Consider the following 16,812-nt stretch of genomic DNA (forward strand, 5'->3'; position numbering starts at 1 on the left):
TTTTAACATTATTTTTGACGTTTCATCGCATCAGCGACGAATTCAACATCCGTCCCAATAATGATTTGGACATTTTTGGCGCCCATCTTCATGACACCTTTTGCGCCTGCGGCTTTAATCGCCGCTTCATCAATGATAGTTGAATCTTTCACCTGGAGACGGAGACGTGTCGCACAGTTATCAATTGATGTGACATTTTCCGTTCCTTGTAATCCCGCAAAAATCCGGGCTGCTTGTTGCTCATACTTATCTTCCGATACTCCTGTGACAGGACCTGCATCCGTCACAAGTGTTTCATCCTCACGACCAGGCGTCTTCAAATCGAATTTCGTGATCATGAAGTAGAACAGGAAGTAATAGATGACGGCGAATACCAGACCGACGACCAGTAAAAGTAATGGTTTCGTCGCGATTCCGAAGTTCAAGACATAATCGATGAACCCGGCTGAGAAGGAGAATCCGTGCAATATACCGAGTAAGTTGACGACAGCCATTGAAACACCCGTCAGCACGGCATGGATGACATATAGTACTGGAGACAAGAACATGAACGAAAACTCAATTGGTTCCGTGATTCCTGTCAGGAACGACGTTAATCCAAGGCCAATCATCGCTCCTGCGACTGCTTTCCGATTTTCTTTACGTGCTGCCATGACCATCGCTGCGGCCGCTGCCGGTAAAGCGAACATCATGATCGGGAAAAATCCTGCTTGATAAATACCGGCTGTCGGATCTCCTGCGAAGAACCGTGCGATATCTCCATTCGCAATCGTTCCATCTGCTTTTTCATATGAACCGAAGACAAACCAGAAAATATTGTTTAATACATGGTGAAGACCAACAGGAATCAACAGACGATTGAAGAATCCAAACAGTGCGGCTCCTCCTGCTCCGAGACTGACCATCCATTCTCCCGCATTATTGATACCATCTTCAATGAACGGCCACAAGTAACCGAAGACGAATGCCAGGACCAGCATGGCAGCCGAAGTAATGATTGGAACGAAACGACGTCCACCGAAGAACGCCAACCAATCCGGTAATTTAATATTGTAAAATCGATTGTATAACAAGCCGGCGACGATACCGGCAATAATCCCACCGAATACAGCCATATTGACCATTGACCCCAAGGTAGCCTGATTGGCAATGGAACTTAAGGTCGCTCCATCCACTTTTGTCGAGGAGTCATTTATAATGGCGGCAATCGCATCATATTTGGCCTGAATTTGAGCGTTTGAATAATCCTTGTTCATAGAGTCGACGCCCGTTTTTAAGACCAAATATCCGACTGCCCCTGCCAAACCGGCAGCTCCACTGGCATCAATGGATAATCCAATCGCGACACCAATCGCAAAAATCAGTGGAAGGTTATCAAAAATCGCACCACCTGCTGCCACCATTAATGGAACATCCAACATGTCGGCTGAACCGAGTCGAAGGACAATTCCTGCGGCTGGTAAAACGGCGATCGGTAGCATTAAAGCCTTACCGATTCGTTGAAGAAACTGCAACATATACTTCATCCTTTCTTAAATAAAAAACAAATAATGACATGACGATGAAAACGCTTTAACATTTATTATTATTCCACATACACATCTAAATGACTAGACCTTTATACATATTTTTTTCATAAAAAAAGATCCCTATATCCAAGGGACCTTACTGGGTACAGATTAACGACGATTTGTATCTTCGAGATTCTGTTGAACATTCCCAACCGTTTTTTTAGCATCGCCTTTAAGCTGATCTTTTTTTCCTTCACGTTCTGTTGACTTATCTCCTGTTGCTTTTCCGAGCGCTTCTTTCGCTTTTCCAGCAACTTTATCAACTAAACCATCCGTTTTTTTGCTTAATCCGCTATCGTGTGACATGTTCATTACCCCCTATTTTTTTAACGCATAGTAGTATGTTCCCACCTGAAACAGATTCAAACATCACTCCACTATCATTTGATCCAAGTCTTAGGGGTCCATCAATCGAAAAACTCCCTATCGCTTTCCGATAGGGAGTGGACTGTTACTGTGCGACCGAAACACCGAGGACTTGTTCAATCCGTTCGAATGCCCAATCTAACTCTTCTTTTGTAATGACGAGTGGTGGTGCAAAACGGATGACTGTCTCGTGTGTTTCTTTGCAGAGTAAACCTTTTTCCTTTAATGCTTCGCAATACGGACGAGCCGCTTCTGTCAATTCAACACCAATGAATAATCCGCGTCCACGAACTTCTTTAATCATTGGATTGTCGATTTCTTTTAGACGGTTCATAAAGTATGTTCCGAGCTCTAGTGAGCGTTCCGGTAACTTCTCTTCTTCCAGTACTTCGAGTGAAGCGACTGACACGGCACAGGCCAATGGATTGCCGCCAAATGTCGAACCATGCGATCCCGGATTAAAGACACTCAGGATATCATGATTGGCAGCTACACAAGAAATCGGGAATACGCCACCACCAAGTGCTTTTCCTAAGATGTACATGTCTGGTGTTACGTTGTCCCAGTCCGAAGCAAACCATTTACCCGAACGACCTAGTCCTGATTGGATTTCATCTGAGACGAGTAATACGTTTTGTTCTTTACAGACGTCTTGGGCATCTTTCAAGAAACCTTCATATGGAATCAGGATACCCGCTTCCCCTTGAATCGGCTCAACAATGAAGGCCGCCGTATTTTCCGTAATGGCGCCTTTAAGTGCTTCCAGATCTCCGTACGGAATCGTTTTAATCCCCGGTAAGAGTGGTCCGAATCCACGTTGATACTCGGCTTCTGTCGACATCGAGACCGCTGTCATTGTCCGACCATGGAAGTTACCTTCGCAAACGATGATTTCGGCATCGCCTGGAATTTGTTTAACTTCGTAAGCCCAACGACGCGCTGCCTTGACTGCTGTCTCGACCGCTTCTGCCCCTGTGTTCATCGGCAAGACCATGTCTTTCCCTGTCAATTGTGCGACTTTCTCATAAAAGAATCCCAACTGGTCATTATGAAATGCACGGGATGTCAGCGTAATTTTATCCGCTTGTCGTTTCAGTGCCTCGATGATTTTCGGATGACGGTGTCCTTGGTTCACGGCTGAATAGGCACTGAGCATATCCATATATTCGCGTCCTTCTGGATCTTTAACGAAAACCCCTTCTGCCTCTGAGATGACGATTGGAAGTGGATGATAGTTGTGTGCCCCAAATTTTTCTGTCTGTGTGATGATTTTCTCTGTCTGATTCATAAATAATCCCCCTTTTTCACTTAGAAAACGCTTTCATAATGATTATAACAGATTCTTACGGATAATCTTCAAACGAAATACAGGATTTATCCGCATGAAAATTGAATATACTGGGAATAGACAAGACAAGTGAACCGTCATCTCTGTTAATTTAAAAGGAGTGTGCGTCCGTAATGGATCGTTCGACCATTAATTCCTACGAAACTGTCATGCAAGGATTTCCTTTACCTGCATTTATCTTACACGTTGATTTAACCGTCCATTCTTGGAATGAGGCTGCCGAATCCTGCTGGGGCTGGTCGGCACAAGAAGTTACCGGACAACTGGTTCCGCTCCTTAATCCGGAAGACGCTGCGTTTAGTCGGCAAATCTGGCATTCATTTTTAGAAAAACGACAGTCGATGCAATTACCGAATACAACATTTCTGCATAAATCAGGTGACCGTTCAACATCCATGTTGCTCATCTCACCGCTCTTTGACGAAAAAAATGAGCCCGCAGGTGCTTTTTTCTGTCAGCTTCCCTCTTCCAGTCAACAGAACGGAAGCAAACCATTATTTCAAGGATTGATGGATTTACGATATGCGTTTGATCAAATCGCTTGTGTCGCAATATTTGATGCACGGGGAACGATTCAATATGCCAATACCAATTTGACGGATGTCACGGGATTTTGTCCACACCTGTTGCTCGGTCAACCTTGGGCGATATTATTAGATTCGTCCGAAGAGGTCCTCCCCATGATCCGCTCCCAAATCAAGAAGAAAAAAGCTTGGTCCGGAAAGCTATCGATATCGACCCAGGATGAGTCTAAAAAAGTGTTTCATGCCACTTTGATTCCGATTTATGACGTAAACGGTGTCCGTTTCCAACATATTTTCATCGGTACCGATATTACGGAAACCGAACATCTCGAACAGGAACTTGATTTTTTAGTCCATCATAACGAAATGACACATCTGCTGAATAAACGAGGGTTTCTCCGTGAAGGTCAGACATTATTTTCAAAAGCATCCGACGAAATTCCCGTTTCACTCATCCTATTTGATATTGACCGATTTAAAGTCATCAACGATTCTTTCGGGACACATGTAGGGGATCAATTGTTACAGGCGCTTGCCAAACGTTTGTCCCAACATGCCAAACAGCTGTTGACGTTCCATCCGACGAGTGACTTGTTTGGTTTATTGCTAGAAGTCACCGACCGGAATGCCTTGTTCCAGTATGCTCGGAAACTGCAACAAGTGTTGCAACGTCCATATTATATTAACGGACACTCCTTAATCATCTCCTGTACGTTCGGAATTACCGTCTATCCTTCGGAAGCCAAATCACTGGAAGATTTGTACCGTCGTTCGGAGATGGCTTTGTATGCCGGAAAATCAATCGGAACAGGAACGATTCAATATTTGACTCATGAAATGGACGAACAGTTCACCCGGAAATTACAGCTCGAACGATCGCTATTTACGGCTTTAGAGGATCAGGCCCTTCATTTGGTATATCAGCCGATCATCAATCTGAAGACGAAGCATATCGATGGATTCGAAGCGCTGTTACGGTGGAATCATACGGCACTCGGGAGCATTCCTCCTGATGAGTTCATTCCCCTCGCGGAAGAAGCCGCTTTGATTACTCCGATCAACAACTGGGTTGTCATCGAAGCCTGCGAACGACTCGCACTTTGGCAGAAACAGATTGCGGCTGATTTGACGATGGCTATCAACATTTCACCGCACCAGTTCCAAAGCGATTCGTTTGTCCGGACCTTACAACATGTCGTAGCGCAAAAAAATATCAATCCTCAATTCGTGACACTCGAACTGACGGAAAATATCGCGATTTTGCAGACACAACGGACGATCGAACGGATGCAACTGATTAAAGCCCTTGGTTTCCGGTTATCCATTGATGATTTCGGAACAGGTTATTCTTCCTTACAGTATTTGCGTGCCTTTCCGATTGATGAACTCAAGATTGATAAAGTCTTCATTGACGGAATCGATTTAGGAGAAAACGGATTGCTCGATTCAATCATTCAACTTGGTCAAAACTTAAAGTTGAATCTTGTCGCGGAAGGTGTCGAAACGACAACTGCTCTTAATTATTTAGAAGCGACCGCTTGCCAGCAAATGCAAGGATTTATTTTTTCAGAACCGTTGTCTGTTGATGAAGTAGAACTTCGTTTTGGTTCATCAAATCCCGAAGACTGAAATATAAGCAGTAACTAAAAAAACAGGAGCCGGACTCTGACCCGGCTCCTGTTTTGCGTATGAAGACTGACATTGAAGCCCGTCTTGTTGTTTCGTTCATTCGTCTTACAATTGAATTTGTCCACCGACCATCCCGTAAACGGCAACGGCGGCTAATAAAATTAAAATCCCACTCGCAATCATTTCGTAACGGGACATGCCGTCCCGTTTCTGTTCCCGCTCTGCCATTAGGTAAGCAATGATACCCGGTGCATAGACGAGAGCTGCGATGACGATATACCAAATACCTGAAGCATAGACGAGCCAAAGTGAATAGGCAGCGGCAATGGTCGAGAAGATCAACATCTTCGTATTACGTTCTGCTCGTGAAAAACGAACACTGTACACGGCAGACAACAGATATGGTAACAAGGCACAAATTCCGGCAATACTGGATAAGACCAGATACGTTTGTGCCGAAAATAAAGCGATACCCGCAACGAATTGGGTCGCAATTTGAGTGATCAGCAATGCACCAACCGGCGCTCCTTTTCGGTTCGTCTTTGCAAAGAATTTCGGAAACGCACCGTCTTTAGCGACGAGGTAGGAAATTTCAGATGCAAGAATCGTCCATCCGAGCAATGCTCCGGATAACGAAATGATCAATCCGATCATAATCAACGTCGCTCCAAACGGACCAATGGCAGCTTCGAGCACATAAGCCATTGTCGGTTCTTGTAATCCAGCCAATTGTTCCTGATTCAAAACACCGAGAGATAAGACGGAAATCAAGATGTAGATGACAAGTACCCCGACAAGTCCTACGACTGTCGCTTTCCCGACATCACTCCGTTTGTTGGCACGTGTTGATAACACGACAGCACCTTCAATCCCAACGAAGGCCCAGAGCGTCACAAGCATCGTCCCTTTGACTTGCGTAAAGATGCTGCCTAATTCTGTTCCTTCTCCCCAAAAATTAAGGTTAAACGTCTTCACATTAAAAGCAATCGCTACTAATAAAATAAAGATCAAAATCGGAACGAGTTTCGCGATTGTTGTAATCAAGTTGACGAGCGTCGCTTCTTTAATCCCGCTCGAAACGATGAAAAACAGTCCCCATACGACAATAATACTCATCACTAACAAAAATACACGATTTTCTGATGAGAAAATCGGGAAAAAGTAACTGAGTGCATTAAAGACCAACGTGATGTTGGCAACTGTCCCGATCCAAGCCGAGACCCAATATCCCCAAGCGCTGTTAAAACCGACAAAGCGTCCGAATCCTTCACGGGCATACGCGTAAATGCCCCCCTCGAGTTCCGGTTTACTGTTTGCCAAGTGTTGGAAAACCAGGGCCAACATGATCATACCAAGACCCGTAATTCCCCATCCGATTAAAATCGGACCCGCACTCGCTTTTTGAGCCATTGCTCCCGGCAGATTAAAGGCACCTCCACCGACCATCGATCCAATGACCATTGCGGCTAAAGCAAAAAAGCCGATTTTTTGTTGATTCATCCTCTAACACGTCCTTTATTTCTTGTATATCTATTCATATCAAACGTATATTCATTCGAAAGACACAAAATTCATTATAACAAAATCAAAGCCGTTGTAAAGAAAGGATTTGATAAATATGAATTGGATCCATTCGTTCCAACTAGAGGACTTTTTTAAATTGATGATAGCCGCACTGTTCGGTATCATCATTGGATTCGAACGCGAAATCAAAAATAAGCCTGTTGGTATACGTACTAGCCTCGTAATTACCCTGATCAGTTGTCTGTTAACCATCGTTTCCATTAAATCCGTCTTACTGTACAGCACAATTGCCCCCAATGTCCAAATGGACCCGATGCGGCTTGTCGCCCAAGTCGTAGCTGGAATCGGTTTCATCGGTGCCGGTGTAATTTTACGACGGCCGCACGATATCGTCAGTGGCTTAACGACGGCTGCCATCATTTGGGCGGCTAGTGGAATCGGAATTGCACTTGGAGCCGGATTTATCTTAGAAGCGACGTTTTTAGTTCTCTTTTTATTTTTTTCGTTAGAAGGACTGACCTGGGTCATGAAACAGTTCAATAACAGCCGATTCGAAGCCAATGTCATCGTTGCACACCTGACTCTCGCAGCAGGAACAGATGCCCAAACGGTCAAAAAAGCATTGGAAGATCAAGGTGTCCGCATTACCAACATTCGGTTACGCGGTCATCCACAACAGTTGACTTTACGGATGTATTCGCCTCATAAACTGACGATATTCATACTTTATGACTACTTGAAAACACTCGGAATTGAGCATATAGACCTTGATCAATAGAAATTGTCAGAAAATTTGTGTTGCATTTTTACTCGCTTTCACTTAAATTTACATTATGTTCACACTTTTCTGAAATCATTTAAATCTAATCGGGGGGTCATCTTTCACATGAAGAAACAAACTAAAATTGCCTTTGCTGGATTATCCAGCATGGCGCTGCTCGCTGTAGCAGCTTGCGGCCAAAGCAATGAGTCAGATGGAAATTCTTCTTCATCAAAAGAAAAAAAGCAAGAGGTGACGCTCATTTCGACTACGGATGTGCCACAACTTGATCCAACAAAAACAACGGACTCAACATCCATCATCGTTACGAACAACGTCTTTGAAGGTCTGTACCGTCTTGACGGCGACAACAAACCGACTGCAGGGATCGCAGAAAGTGTGGAAGTATCAGATGATAAGAAAACATACACATTCAAACTCCGCAAAGATGCCAAGTGGTCAGATGGTTCAGCTGTCACGGCAGACGACTTCATCTACTCTTGGAAACGTGCACTCGATCCAAAAACAGGAGCAGAGTATGCGTACATCCTCCAGGATTTAAAAAATGCCAATAAAATCTTAGCCGGTGAAGCAGAACTCGATTCGCTCGGTGTCAAGAAAGTGGACGATCAAACTCTTGAAGTTCAATTGGAAGCTCCGGCTCCATATTTCCTTGGATTAACAAGTTTCCCTACTTACCTACCACTCAAGCAATCGTTTGTTGAAGACAAAGGTGATAAGTTTGCGACAAACGTCGACTCGATGCTCTTCAACGGACCATTTATCTTAGATAAGTGGCAATCCAATGCCGGTTGGACATACAAGAAAAACCCGGATTACTGGGATAAAGCCAACGTCAAAATGGAAAAAATCGATGTAAAAGTCGTTAAAGAAATTTCGACTGGGGTCAACTTGTTCGAGTCTAAAGACGTCGACTTCGCACCAATCACATCAGAGTTCGTATCACAATACGAAAAATCGGAAGATTATAAGACTCGTCCAGATGCACGGATCAACTTCCTCCGTTTCAACCAAAAAAATAAATCACTTAAAAACGAAAACATTCGTAAAGCCCTTGCACTTGGTTTTGAGAAACAGGGAATTACAGATGTCATCTTAAATGATGGTTCAAAACCGGCTAACTTCATTGTCGCAAAAGACTTTACGTTCACACCGGACGGTGAAGATTTCCGTGCCAAATATCCGGATCTCCAAAGCTTTGATGCAACAGAAGCGAAAAAAGCATGGGATGCCGGTCTAAAAGAACTTGGGGTCAAAACAGTAGAACTTGACATGTTGTCACGTGACGAAGATGCCTTTAAGAAAGTTTCTGAATTCTTAAAAGGTGATCTCGAGAAAAACTTACCGGGTCTTACTGTCAACATCAAGCAGCAACCGTTCAAAAACTTCTTGGACCTCGAGTCTAAAGGTGATTACGACATCTCTGCTGCCGGTTGGGGCCCTGACTACCAGGATCCAATGACGTTCCTCGATATGTGGTTAACAGGCGGAAGCTTTAACCGCATGGAATACTCGAACAAAGAGTTCGATAAGATGATCAAAGAAGCAAAAGCGGAGCCGGATGAAGCAAAACGTTGGTCAACACTTCAAGAAGCTGAAAAAATGCTCTTGGCAGAAGACTATGCAATCGCTCCGATCTACCAAAAAGGTGAAGCGTACTTGCAACGGGCGAACATCGACAAACTATATCGTCACCCATTCGGAGCAGACATGAGCTTCAAATGGATGGAAGTTAAATAAGTATCTTCCTACCGGTTACCAAGTTTCCCTTGGTGACCGGTTTTTGTATACAACAAAGACCCCTTCTGCCGGAGCCGAGCGGGGTCTTTACTGTGCGATTTGTTTATAAAATTCGATTTCTTCCCGTTGCCCTTCTTCGACAGCACGGAAAAATTCAGCAAAAAATGCGTACAAGACGGTTCGTTCCTGGTAGGTCGGACCAGCCTGTCGAATCACTGAAAACGCAAGATTTCGTAACTGACGTTTTGTACGTCGGTTGTTCGGTAACTCATGAAACTGATCGATAAACGAACGGTACACATCAGCAATCAACTTTTCATGACCTTCGAAATATGACTTATCCATTGAATCTGTCCTTTCTGATTGTTCTATCCTTTTCTACGGAATATCCTTCTAAAAAGTTTCATCAAGCTACACTTTTCACAAAGATATAAGACCTACTATAACAAGGATCAAATAATGATTCAACCGGAAAACTATTAAGAAAAGGTAAAGTCCATGTCATCACGCTTCGTGGACTTTACCTTTTCACTTATGCTTGGACTGTAATATGTTGGAACGTTTTGACATCAAACAATCCACTATCCGTCAACTTCAAATTCGGGATGACCGGCAAACAGAGGAAAGACATCGTCAAGTACGGATTAAAAGAGCGGTCGGCTTCAAGTACATCGAGCGCATCATTGAGTGCTTCCAGTGTATCTCCGACTTCCTGGAAAGGACGACTCGTCATCAATCCAGCGATTTCAAGCGGTAACTCCGCCAAAACTTCTGTACCGTTGACCGCAATGACACCTCCACCAGCCTTGATCAGACGTTCTGCCGCAAGTTTCATCTCGGCATCAGATGTTCCGACGATGACAAGATTATGTGAATCATGAGCGACCGTCGCCGCGATGGCACCACGCTTCATGCCAAATCCTTTAACGATGCCGACAGCTGAGAAGTTAGTCGCATTATGGCGCTCGATGACGGCGATTTTTAATAAGTCCTGCTCCGGAACGGGGATAAATTTCCCATCTTGCAAAGGCACATCCAAAATCAAATGTTCCGTGACGATACTTTTCGGGATGATTCCGATGACGTGTGCTTTGGGTTTCTCTAATACTAATTCAAAAACTTGATCCGTAATCAGCTTCGTTTTCAGTTCGCCGCGCAGTGTCGACGGTACTGCTATCTTTTGCGACGAGATGATTGTTTTACCGTCACGGGCGACTTGCTCACCACTGACAAATACTTCGTCAATCTTCACTTGATCGGCATCCTGTAAGATAACAAAGTCCGCACGACGTCCCGGTACGATCGCTCCACGATCATTTAGTTGATACGCATTGGCTGCATGAAGAGAAGCCATCGCATAGGCTGTTTCCCGCTTAATCCCATGCTTTATGGCATAGCGGATATTGTAGTCAATCGTTCCTTCACGTAACGTGTCGTCCAGGTGCTTATCGTCCGTACAGAAGAGGAATCGACCGGCATTACTTTCCGTGACCGCGTCGAGCACTTCCTTGAGATTCCGAGCGGCCGACCCTTCCCGGACTTCGACGTATAATCCGCGACGTGCCCGTTCAATCGCCTCTTGCTTGCTGACTGCTTCATGATCCGTCCGAATACCTGACACACCGTAGATGTTCAATTCACGTGTCCCAAGTCCTGCCGCATGACCATCGACCAGTTTTCCGGCAGCTTCGATCTGCTCGATTTTTTTCAGCATATCACGATCAGCCCGTTCGACTGCCGGATAGTCCATGACTTCCCCTAAGCCATGCACTCCCGGATGATGGACGAAAGGTTCGAGTGCCACTGCATCAAGCGACGCCCCAGCATGCTCAAACGACGTCGCCGGAACACAGCTTGGCAACATCATCCGGACGTCGAGCGCTAGTCCTTCTGCATCATCTAACATGAATTGGAGCCCTTCCGCTCCCTTCACGTTCGCAATCTCATGCGGATCTGCGATGACTGTCGTCACACCAAGCGGTAAAATTGCCTGCTCGTATTCACTTGGTGTCACCATCGACGACTCGATATGGACGTGTCCATCGATGAAGCTTGGCGCGATGAACTTACCTGTTCCATCAATCGTTTCAATCCCTTCATACCCGTCCCCGACGGCGGCAATATAGCCGGAATCCACCGCGACATCTGCTTGATAGGTCTCGCGTGTCATCACATCGATGACCTGAATGCCTTGATAGACGACCGCTGCTTTTTCTTTTTTAGCGGCAATTGTAATAAGTCGTGCCCGAACTGTCTGATTCATCCTGTTTCCTCCTGGTGTGAACGGTATTTTTACCATCTTACAATTAGTATGTAAGCAGTTGCAATTTATTTTTCCAACGGTCAAGATGAAAACGTACACTTGAAAGCAAAAGGGAGGAACAGTTATGAAATATCGTGTAGGTCAATTGGTTCCAAACGTGGATCCGAGCGTCTATATTGCGGACGGCGCCAAAGTCATCGGAGAAGTCGAAATCGGCAAGGATTCGACCGTCTGGTTCAACACGGTCATCCGCGGAGACGAAGGTCCGATTAAAATCGGCGAACGTGTCAATATTCAGGATGGATCAATGATTCATCAGTATGAAGGTTATCCGACCATCATTGAAGATGATGTCACGATTGGACATATGGCGATGATTCACGGGGGAATTATTCGCCAAGGCGCCTTGATCGGGATGTCGGCGACCATTCTTGATGAAGCCGAAATTGGACAAGGTGCATTTGTCGCAGCCGGAAGTCTCGTCCCACCTAAAATGGTTATTCCTCCAAACTCGATGGTCATGGGCGTTCCGGCAAAAGTCGTTCGTGAGATCAATGATCATGACCGGTTCATCATGGAGCGGACCATTCGGAAATATGTCAAACGTGGTCAACAGTATACTGCCGATTGCACGCCACTCGAAGAAGATTTGACGACAATGTGAAAACGTTTACAAAGTTCACCTGTTTTTAACAATTCTCTTCTATCCTGTTTACATCTTTCCCTTACACTGTAGAGGTAAGGCAGGAATCACGACGGAGGAGGATTTAAAATGACACCATTGTTCGAAGAACGGTTGATGGCTGATTTATTTTCATCCACAAATAATCCGAGTTACGGTTTACCGACTTTCCCCGTATATGAAACAGATGGGTTGACGAAAGAGGTACAAGCACGTATTGTTAATGATGCCGAGCAAAAATCCTTGAGTTTAGGAATAATTCAATCAAGAGAGGAAGAACATGTATGATTCAGCAAAATACAGTTCGCGCTTGGCTCGCTAGTCGAATCAAAAAATAATGATCTACCAGGATTACCTATTTTCCAAAACGATATAGCGCGTCAGCGCGCATGATAAAGAGCCGAAGCGGATTCCCGCCTCGGCTCTCTTTTTGTTACTTTTTAATTAATCCTTCTTCAATCAAGAAGTCACGTGCCACATCTTCCGGACGTTCTTTTTCGACATCCGCTTTAAAGTTCAATTCTTGCATCTTTTCATCTGTGATTTTATCCTTCAACAGATTCAAGACTTCCTTCAGTTCCGGATGTTCTTCCAGTGTTTCTTGACGCACAATCGGGACTGCATAGTACGGTGGGAAAAACTCTTTATCATCCTCTAGGACCGTCAAATCAAACTTCTTTAACAAGCCGTCTGTCGAGAAACTATCGATGACATTCGTTTTTCCATTTGTCAATGCAGTATAACGAAGTCCACCATCGACAGGCTGAACATCTTTGAATTTCATATCAGGATATTTCTCTTTCAATCCGAGGTATCCATCTTCGCGGTTCGCGAATTCAATCGTTGATCCGAGAATAAGACGATTACTGACCGCTGCCATATCGGATACCGTTTTTAAGTCGTACTTTTCAATATCTTCTTTTGTCATTGCTAACGCATACGTGTTATTAAAACCAATTGAATCGAGAACATCGACTTGACTTTTCTCAGGAATCATTTTGCTGACCTTTTCATAAACGGCTTTCGGATCGGTCTCGACATCTTGTTTCAAGACATCGATCAATAACGTGCCTGTATACTCGACGTAGGCATCGATCTCACCCGTTTCTAAAGCGCCGTAGGCAACTTTCGTTCCACCGAGATTGAGTTGACGTTCAACTTCTAAATCGGTTTTGTCTTCAATTAAATCAGCTAACATATTTCCTAAAATCAATTGTTCCGTAAAGTTTTTTGAACCGATGACGATTTTATCCGTTTTTAAGAACGAGTACGCGACAGTTCCGCCAATCAACAGGAAAATGATACTCACAATCGCAATTTTCTTTCCGGCCGTCATCGCTTTTCGGCGTTTACGCGCTTTATTTTTAATCCGACCGTCTGCCAGTTGAATTCCGTTTGGTGCGACAGAATATTCAATTCGACTGACGATGAAATCGATCGCAAGGGCTAAGATACCTGCAGGAATCGCTCCGGCAAGGATTTGGTTATTATCGACGGTCTGGATACCTGAGAAAACGAGATAACCAAGTCCACCGGCACCGATGAAGGCGGAAATTGTCATCAGACCAACAGCCGTCACGGCAGAAATCCGAATTCCAGCCATCATGATCGGTAACGCAAGCGGAATCTGTACCTTTCCTAAAACTTGTCGTTCGGTCAATCCAATCCCTTTTGCAGCTTCCAACATATCTCCTGGAATACTTGATAAACCTGTGTACGTATTTTTGACAATCGGGAGTAAGGAATACAAGACAACCATGATAATGGCTGGTGTTGATCCAATCCCGATAAATGGAATCAAGAATCCAAGTAAAGCAAGGCTAGGGACGGCTTGGACGACACTCGTCAAGGCAAGTACGGGTTTTGCAAACCGTTGATACCGTGTAATCAGAATACCGATTGGAATACCGAGAACGACCGCAATGACGACGGCAAACACAGTTAACTGTAAGTGTTCGAGTAATAAGTCAAAAATCTGACCGGTATTGTTCTGCACATAATCTAAAAATCCATTCATTGTACTTCCTCCTCCTGAATGAACTGCTCACTCAAGACGGAAAGTAAGCTACTTCTTGTAATTAATCCACGTAATTGACCCAATTTGTTGGTAACGGGTAAATAACCTGTTTCTTCATGGTTCATGACTTCAAGTACATCAAGCAACGAGTCTTGTTCATCGACGGCGACGAGTTCACCTTCCATGACGTCTTCAATCCGTACCCCTTTGTCAGGCGCCGTTTGAATATTCTTCAGTTTGACGATTCCCTGGAGGATGCGATCACGATCTGTGATCAACAGGCTGTCGACTTTTCGGCCCCGCATGATTTCAATCCCTTGCAGCAGGGTCCGTTTCCCACTGATGGAAACAGGATCTTCAATCATGATGTCCTCTGCTTTAATGAACGCCGGACTGCTCCAAATCTTATTTTTCCCAATAAAGGATTCGACGTATTCATCTTTCGGATGCCGTAAGATTTCTTCCGGTGTATCAAACTGAACGATTTCTCCATCGCGCATGATACAAATTCGATCCGCTAGTTTAATCGCTTCATCCATATCATGGGTGACGAAAACAATCGTTTTCTTGACTTCTTCCTGGAGGTTGAATAATTCTTCTTGGAGGTCATTTCGTGTGACGGGGTCAAGCGCACTGAACGGTTCATCCATTAGGATGACGTCCGGATCATTCATCAAGGCTCGGGCAAAACCGACGCGTTGCTGTTGTCCACCACTGAGTTCACTCGGGTAACGGTCAATGAATTGTTTTGGATCAAGGCCGACCATTTGCAGCAACTCTTCCGTTCGAACATCCATCTGATCGTGGTCTTTTCCTTCAAGCCCGGCAATCAATTGAATATTCTCTCGTACAGTCATGTGCGGAAAGAGACCGGTCTGTTGGATGACGTATCCCATATGACGACGTAATTCAATCGTATCCGTCTTCATGATGTCCTTTCCATTGACTAAAATCGTTCCTGACGAGGGTTCAATCAAACGATTGATCATTTTTAAGGATGTTGTTTTTCCACATCCACTCGGTCCGATGAATACAACCAGCTCGCCCTCTTTGATTTCGAGAGTCAAGCCTTTTAAGACAACGTTGTCTTTAAATTGCTTCCCGACGTTTTTAAATTCAATCATCCATTTCCACTCCTTTTACTATTTCCATATACCATATGTTCCCTATTCATTTCCGGACTAAACAATTATTTGAGTTTTTTCAGTTTGAATCCGTAAAAAATCGGGAATTATTTCCCTCTTTTTTAGTTTTTTTACTGAGAAAGGGTAATAGATAAGTAGAGACAAACGAGGCAGAGTCATCCGAGAAAAAGGAGGCGAACTACACATGCACAGCAAGTGGATTCGGATCATCATGATTATGTTAATGTCGCTTTTTCCTTTCTTCAGTTATGGTTTGACAGCAGATGCAGCGAGTTCGACATTTGTCACGAAAGGATCGACGACAAGCAAAGTCGTCGCACTGACGTTTGATGACGGTTCAGATGGTGGCAATATCACGAAGATTCTCAGCATCTTGAAAAGTAAAAACGTCAAGGCAACCTTCTTCCTGACCGGTGCAGGTGCGAACAATCACCCTCAACTGATTAAAAACATTGCAACCGCCACCCCGACGCATCAAATCGGGAACCACTCATACACGCACCCCGATTTCACGAAATTAACCGCAGCTCAAATGACAAGCGAACTGTCCAAAACCGAGACATTGATCAAATCCCTGACCGGTCGGACGACTAAACCGATTTTCCGCGCACCGTTTGGCGCCAGTAACAGCACTGTCCTTGCCGCCGTCGGCAATGCCGGATATACAAAAACGATTCAATGGAACATCGATACGACCGACTGGAAAGGCATCAGTTCAACGGCCATTTTGGCGCGTGTCGTGCCGAACGTCGTACCGGGTTCCATCGTCTTGATGCACACCGGTGTAGGAGCACCGGGTACTCCTGTCGCTCTTCCCTCGATGATTTCGCAACTCAAAGCCAAAGGATATAAATTCGTCACGATCTCCGAATTACTGAAATTGCCTCCAAGCGGCAGTAAAACGTATACGGTTAAATCGGGCGATACCCTTTATAAAATCGCGAGCCTCTACAATGTCACAGTTGCCGCTCTCGCTAAAGCTAACAACATCACGAACTACAATCTGATCACTGTCGGGCAAGTCCTTGTCATCCCGGGGACAACCCCACCTCCAACCACTACCGTCACCTATACTGTCAAAGCCGGTGACACGTTATATTCCATTGCAACGAAGTATGGCGTGACTGTCACGGCTCTTGCCAGTGCCAACAAAATCACCAATGTCAATTTGATTTCGGTGGGACAAGTCCTTGTCATTCCGAAATAACTAAAAAAACACCTT

14 protein-coding genes are annotated in these 16,812 nt (G+C 44.6%); 6 read left to right on the forward strand and 8 right to left on the reverse strand.

Annotated elements, in window-relative coordinates:
- Nucleotides 1–8 precede the first annotated feature (8 nt).
- From nagE to P402_RS0114050, 3 genes are all read right to left on the reverse strand, one after another.
- Entirely contained in the window at nucleotides 9–1,517 is a 1,509-nt protein-coding gene (nagE, locus tag P402_RS0114040; RefSeq protein WP_026829258.1) for an N-acetylglucosamine-specific PTS transporter subunit IIBC, read from the reverse strand.
- A 162-nt stretch (nucleotides 1,518–1,679) separates the two neighbouring features.
- Nucleotides 1,680–1,877 (reverse strand): CsbD family protein, encoded by a 198-nt coding sequence (locus P402_RS0114045; RefSeq protein WP_026829259.1) that lies wholly within the window; start codon nucleotides 1,875–1,877, stop codon nucleotides 1,680–1,682.
- A 145-nt stretch (nucleotides 1,878–2,022) separates the two neighbouring features.
- A complete protein-coding gene (locus P402_RS0114050) occupies nucleotides 2,023–3,225 on the reverse strand; it encodes an ornithine--oxo-acid transaminase (RefSeq protein WP_012369410.1) in 1,203 nt (400 codons plus the stop codon).
- 173 nt (nucleotides 3,226–3,398) lie between these two features.
- On the opposite strand from P402_RS0114050, the gene P402_RS0114055 reads away from it, so the two are divergent.
- Nucleotides 3,399–5,438, forward strand: coding sequence for a bifunctional diguanylate cyclase/phosphodiesterase (locus tag P402_RS0114055; protein WP_026829260.1), 2,040 nt, complete (start codon nucleotides 3,399–3,401; stop codon nucleotides 5,436–5,438).
- Nucleotides 5,439–5,543: 105 nt separating this feature from the next.
- On the opposite strand, the gene P402_RS0114060 is transcribed toward P402_RS0114055, so the two are convergent.
- Complete coding sequence (locus P402_RS0114060; RefSeq protein WP_026829261.1) at nucleotides 5,544–6,938, reverse strand: basic amino acid/polyamine antiporter; 1,395 nt, start codon at nucleotides 6,936–6,938, stop codon at nucleotides 5,544–5,546.
- A gap of 118 nt (nucleotides 6,939–7,056) precedes the next feature.
- On the opposite strand from P402_RS0114060, the gene P402_RS0114065 reads away from it, so the two are divergent.
- Entirely contained in the window at nucleotides 7,057–7,740 is a 684-nt protein-coding gene (locus tag P402_RS0114065; protein WP_034770039.1) for an MgtC/SapB family protein, read from the forward strand.
- Nucleotides 7,741–7,848: 108 nt separating this feature from the next.
- Nucleotides 7,849–9,483: a peptide ABC transporter substrate-binding protein gene (locus P402_RS0114070; protein ID WP_026829263.1), complete on the forward strand. Its 1,635-nt coding sequence runs from the start codon at nucleotides 7,849–7,851 to the stop codon at nucleotides 9,481–9,483.
- A gap of 87 nt (nucleotides 9,484–9,570) precedes the next feature.
- Here P402_RS0114070 and P402_RS0114075 read toward each other — a convergent pair whose 3' ends face one another.
- Complete coding sequence (locus tag P402_RS0114075) at nucleotides 9,571–9,828, reverse strand: hypothetical protein (protein WP_012369405.1); 258 nt, start codon at nucleotides 9,826–9,828, stop codon at nucleotides 9,571–9,573.
- Nucleotides 9,829–10,015: 187 nt separating this feature from the next.
- Nucleotides 10,016–11,746: an adenine deaminase gene (ade, locus tag P402_RS0114080; RefSeq protein ID WP_026829264.1), complete on the reverse strand. Its 1,731-nt coding sequence runs from the start codon at nucleotides 11,744–11,746 to the stop codon at nucleotides 10,016–10,018.
- Between the two features lie 124 nt (nucleotides 11,747–11,870).
- On the opposite strand from ade, the gene P402_RS0114085 reads away from it, so the two are divergent.
- On the forward strand, nucleotides 11,871–12,410 hold the full coding sequence (locus tag P402_RS0114085) for a gamma carbonic anhydrase family protein (RefSeq protein WP_026829265.1): 540 nt from the start codon (nucleotides 11,871–11,873) through the stop codon (nucleotides 12,408–12,410).
- Nucleotides 12,411–12,518: 108 nt separating this feature from the next.
- Nucleotides 12,519–12,716 carry a hypothetical protein gene (locus tag P402_RS0114090; RefSeq protein WP_026829266.1) on the forward strand — a complete coding sequence of 66 codons (198 nt, stop codon included), beginning with the start codon at nucleotides 12,519–12,521 and terminating at the stop codon, nucleotides 12,714–12,716.
- A 145-nt stretch (nucleotides 12,717–12,861) separates the two neighbouring features.
- On the opposite strand, the gene P402_RS0114095 is transcribed toward P402_RS0114090, so the two are convergent.
- The gene (locus tag P402_RS0114095; RefSeq protein ID WP_026829267.1) at nucleotides 12,862–14,445 is read right to left on the reverse strand and encodes an ABC transporter permease/substrate-binding protein; all 1,584 of its coding nucleotides are present in this window, start codon (nucleotides 14,443–14,445) and stop codon (nucleotides 12,862–12,864) included.
- On the reverse strand, nucleotides 14,442–15,569 hold the full coding sequence (locus P402_RS0114100; protein WP_026829268.1) for an ABC transporter ATP-binding protein: 1,128 nt from the start codon (nucleotides 15,567–15,569) through the stop codon (nucleotides 14,442–14,444). The genes P402_RS0114095 and P402_RS0114100 overlap by 4 nt, the downstream gene beginning before the upstream one ends.
- Before the next feature lie 205 nt (nucleotides 15,570–15,774).
- Here P402_RS0114100 and P402_RS0114105 point away from each other — a divergent pair, with 205 nt between their 5' ends.
- Entirely contained in the window at nucleotides 15,775–16,797 is a 1,023-nt protein-coding gene (locus P402_RS0114105; protein WP_026829269.1) for a LysM peptidoglycan-binding domain-containing protein, read from the forward strand.
- Nucleotides 16,798–16,812: the final 15 nt, after the last annotated feature.

It is taken from the genome of Exiguobacterium sibiricum 7-3, from assembly GCF_000620865.1.
GTDB lineage: Bacteria > Bacillota > Bacilli > Exiguobacteriales > Exiguobacteriaceae > Exiguobacterium_A > Exiguobacterium_A sibiricum_A.

Bases quoted from the DNA above. Each gene is read 5' to 3' on its own strand.
- nagE (WP_026829258.1), bottom strand. From the start codon at position 1,517: ATGTTGCAGTTTCTTCAACGAATCGGTAAGGCTTTAATGCTACCGATC.
- P402_RS0114045 (WP_026829259.1), bottom strand. From the start codon at position 1,877: ATGTCACACGATAGCGGATTAAGCAAAAAAACGGATGGTTTAGTTGAT.
- P402_RS0114050 (WP_012369410.1), bottom strand. From the start codon at position 3,225: ATGAATCAGACAGAGAAAATCATCACACAGACAGAAAAATTTGGGGCA.
- P402_RS0114055 (WP_026829260.1), top strand. From the start codon at position 3,399: ATGGATCGTTCGACCATTAATTCCTACGAAACTGTCATGCAAGGATTT.
- P402_RS0114060 (WP_026829261.1), bottom strand. From the start codon at position 6,938: ATGAATCAACAAAAAATCGGCTTTTTTGCTTTAGCCGCAATGGTCATT.
- P402_RS0114065 (WP_034770039.1), top strand. From the start codon at position 7,057: ATGAATTGGATCCATTCGTTCCAACTAGAGGACTTTTTTAAATTGATG.
- P402_RS0114070 (WP_026829263.1), top strand. From the start codon at position 7,849: ATGAAGAAACAAACTAAAATTGCCTTTGCTGGATTATCCAGCATGGCG.
- P402_RS0114075 (WP_012369405.1), bottom strand. From the start codon at position 9,828: ATGGATAAGTCATATTTCGAAGGTCATGAAAAGTTGATTGCTGATGTG.
- ade (WP_026829264.1), bottom strand. From the start codon at position 11,746: ATGAATCAGACAGTTCGGGCACGACTTATTACAATTGCCGCTAAAAAA.
- P402_RS0114085 (WP_026829265.1), top strand. From the start codon at position 11,871: ATGAAATATCGTGTAGGTCAATTGGTTCCAAACGTGGATCCGAGCGTC.
- P402_RS0114090 (WP_026829266.1), top strand. From the start codon at position 12,519: ATGACACCATTGTTCGAAGAACGGTTGATGGCTGATTTATTTTCATCC.
- P402_RS0114095 (WP_026829267.1), bottom strand. From the start codon at position 14,445: ATGAATGGATTTTTAGATTATGTGCAGAACAATACCGGTCAGATTTTT.
- P402_RS0114100 (WP_026829268.1), bottom strand. From the start codon at position 15,569: ATGATTGAATTTAAAAACGTCGGGAAGCAATTTAAAGACAACGTTGTC.
- P402_RS0114105 (WP_026829269.1), top strand. From the start codon at position 15,775: ATGCACAGCAAGTGGATTCGGATCATCATGATTATGTTAATGTCGCTT.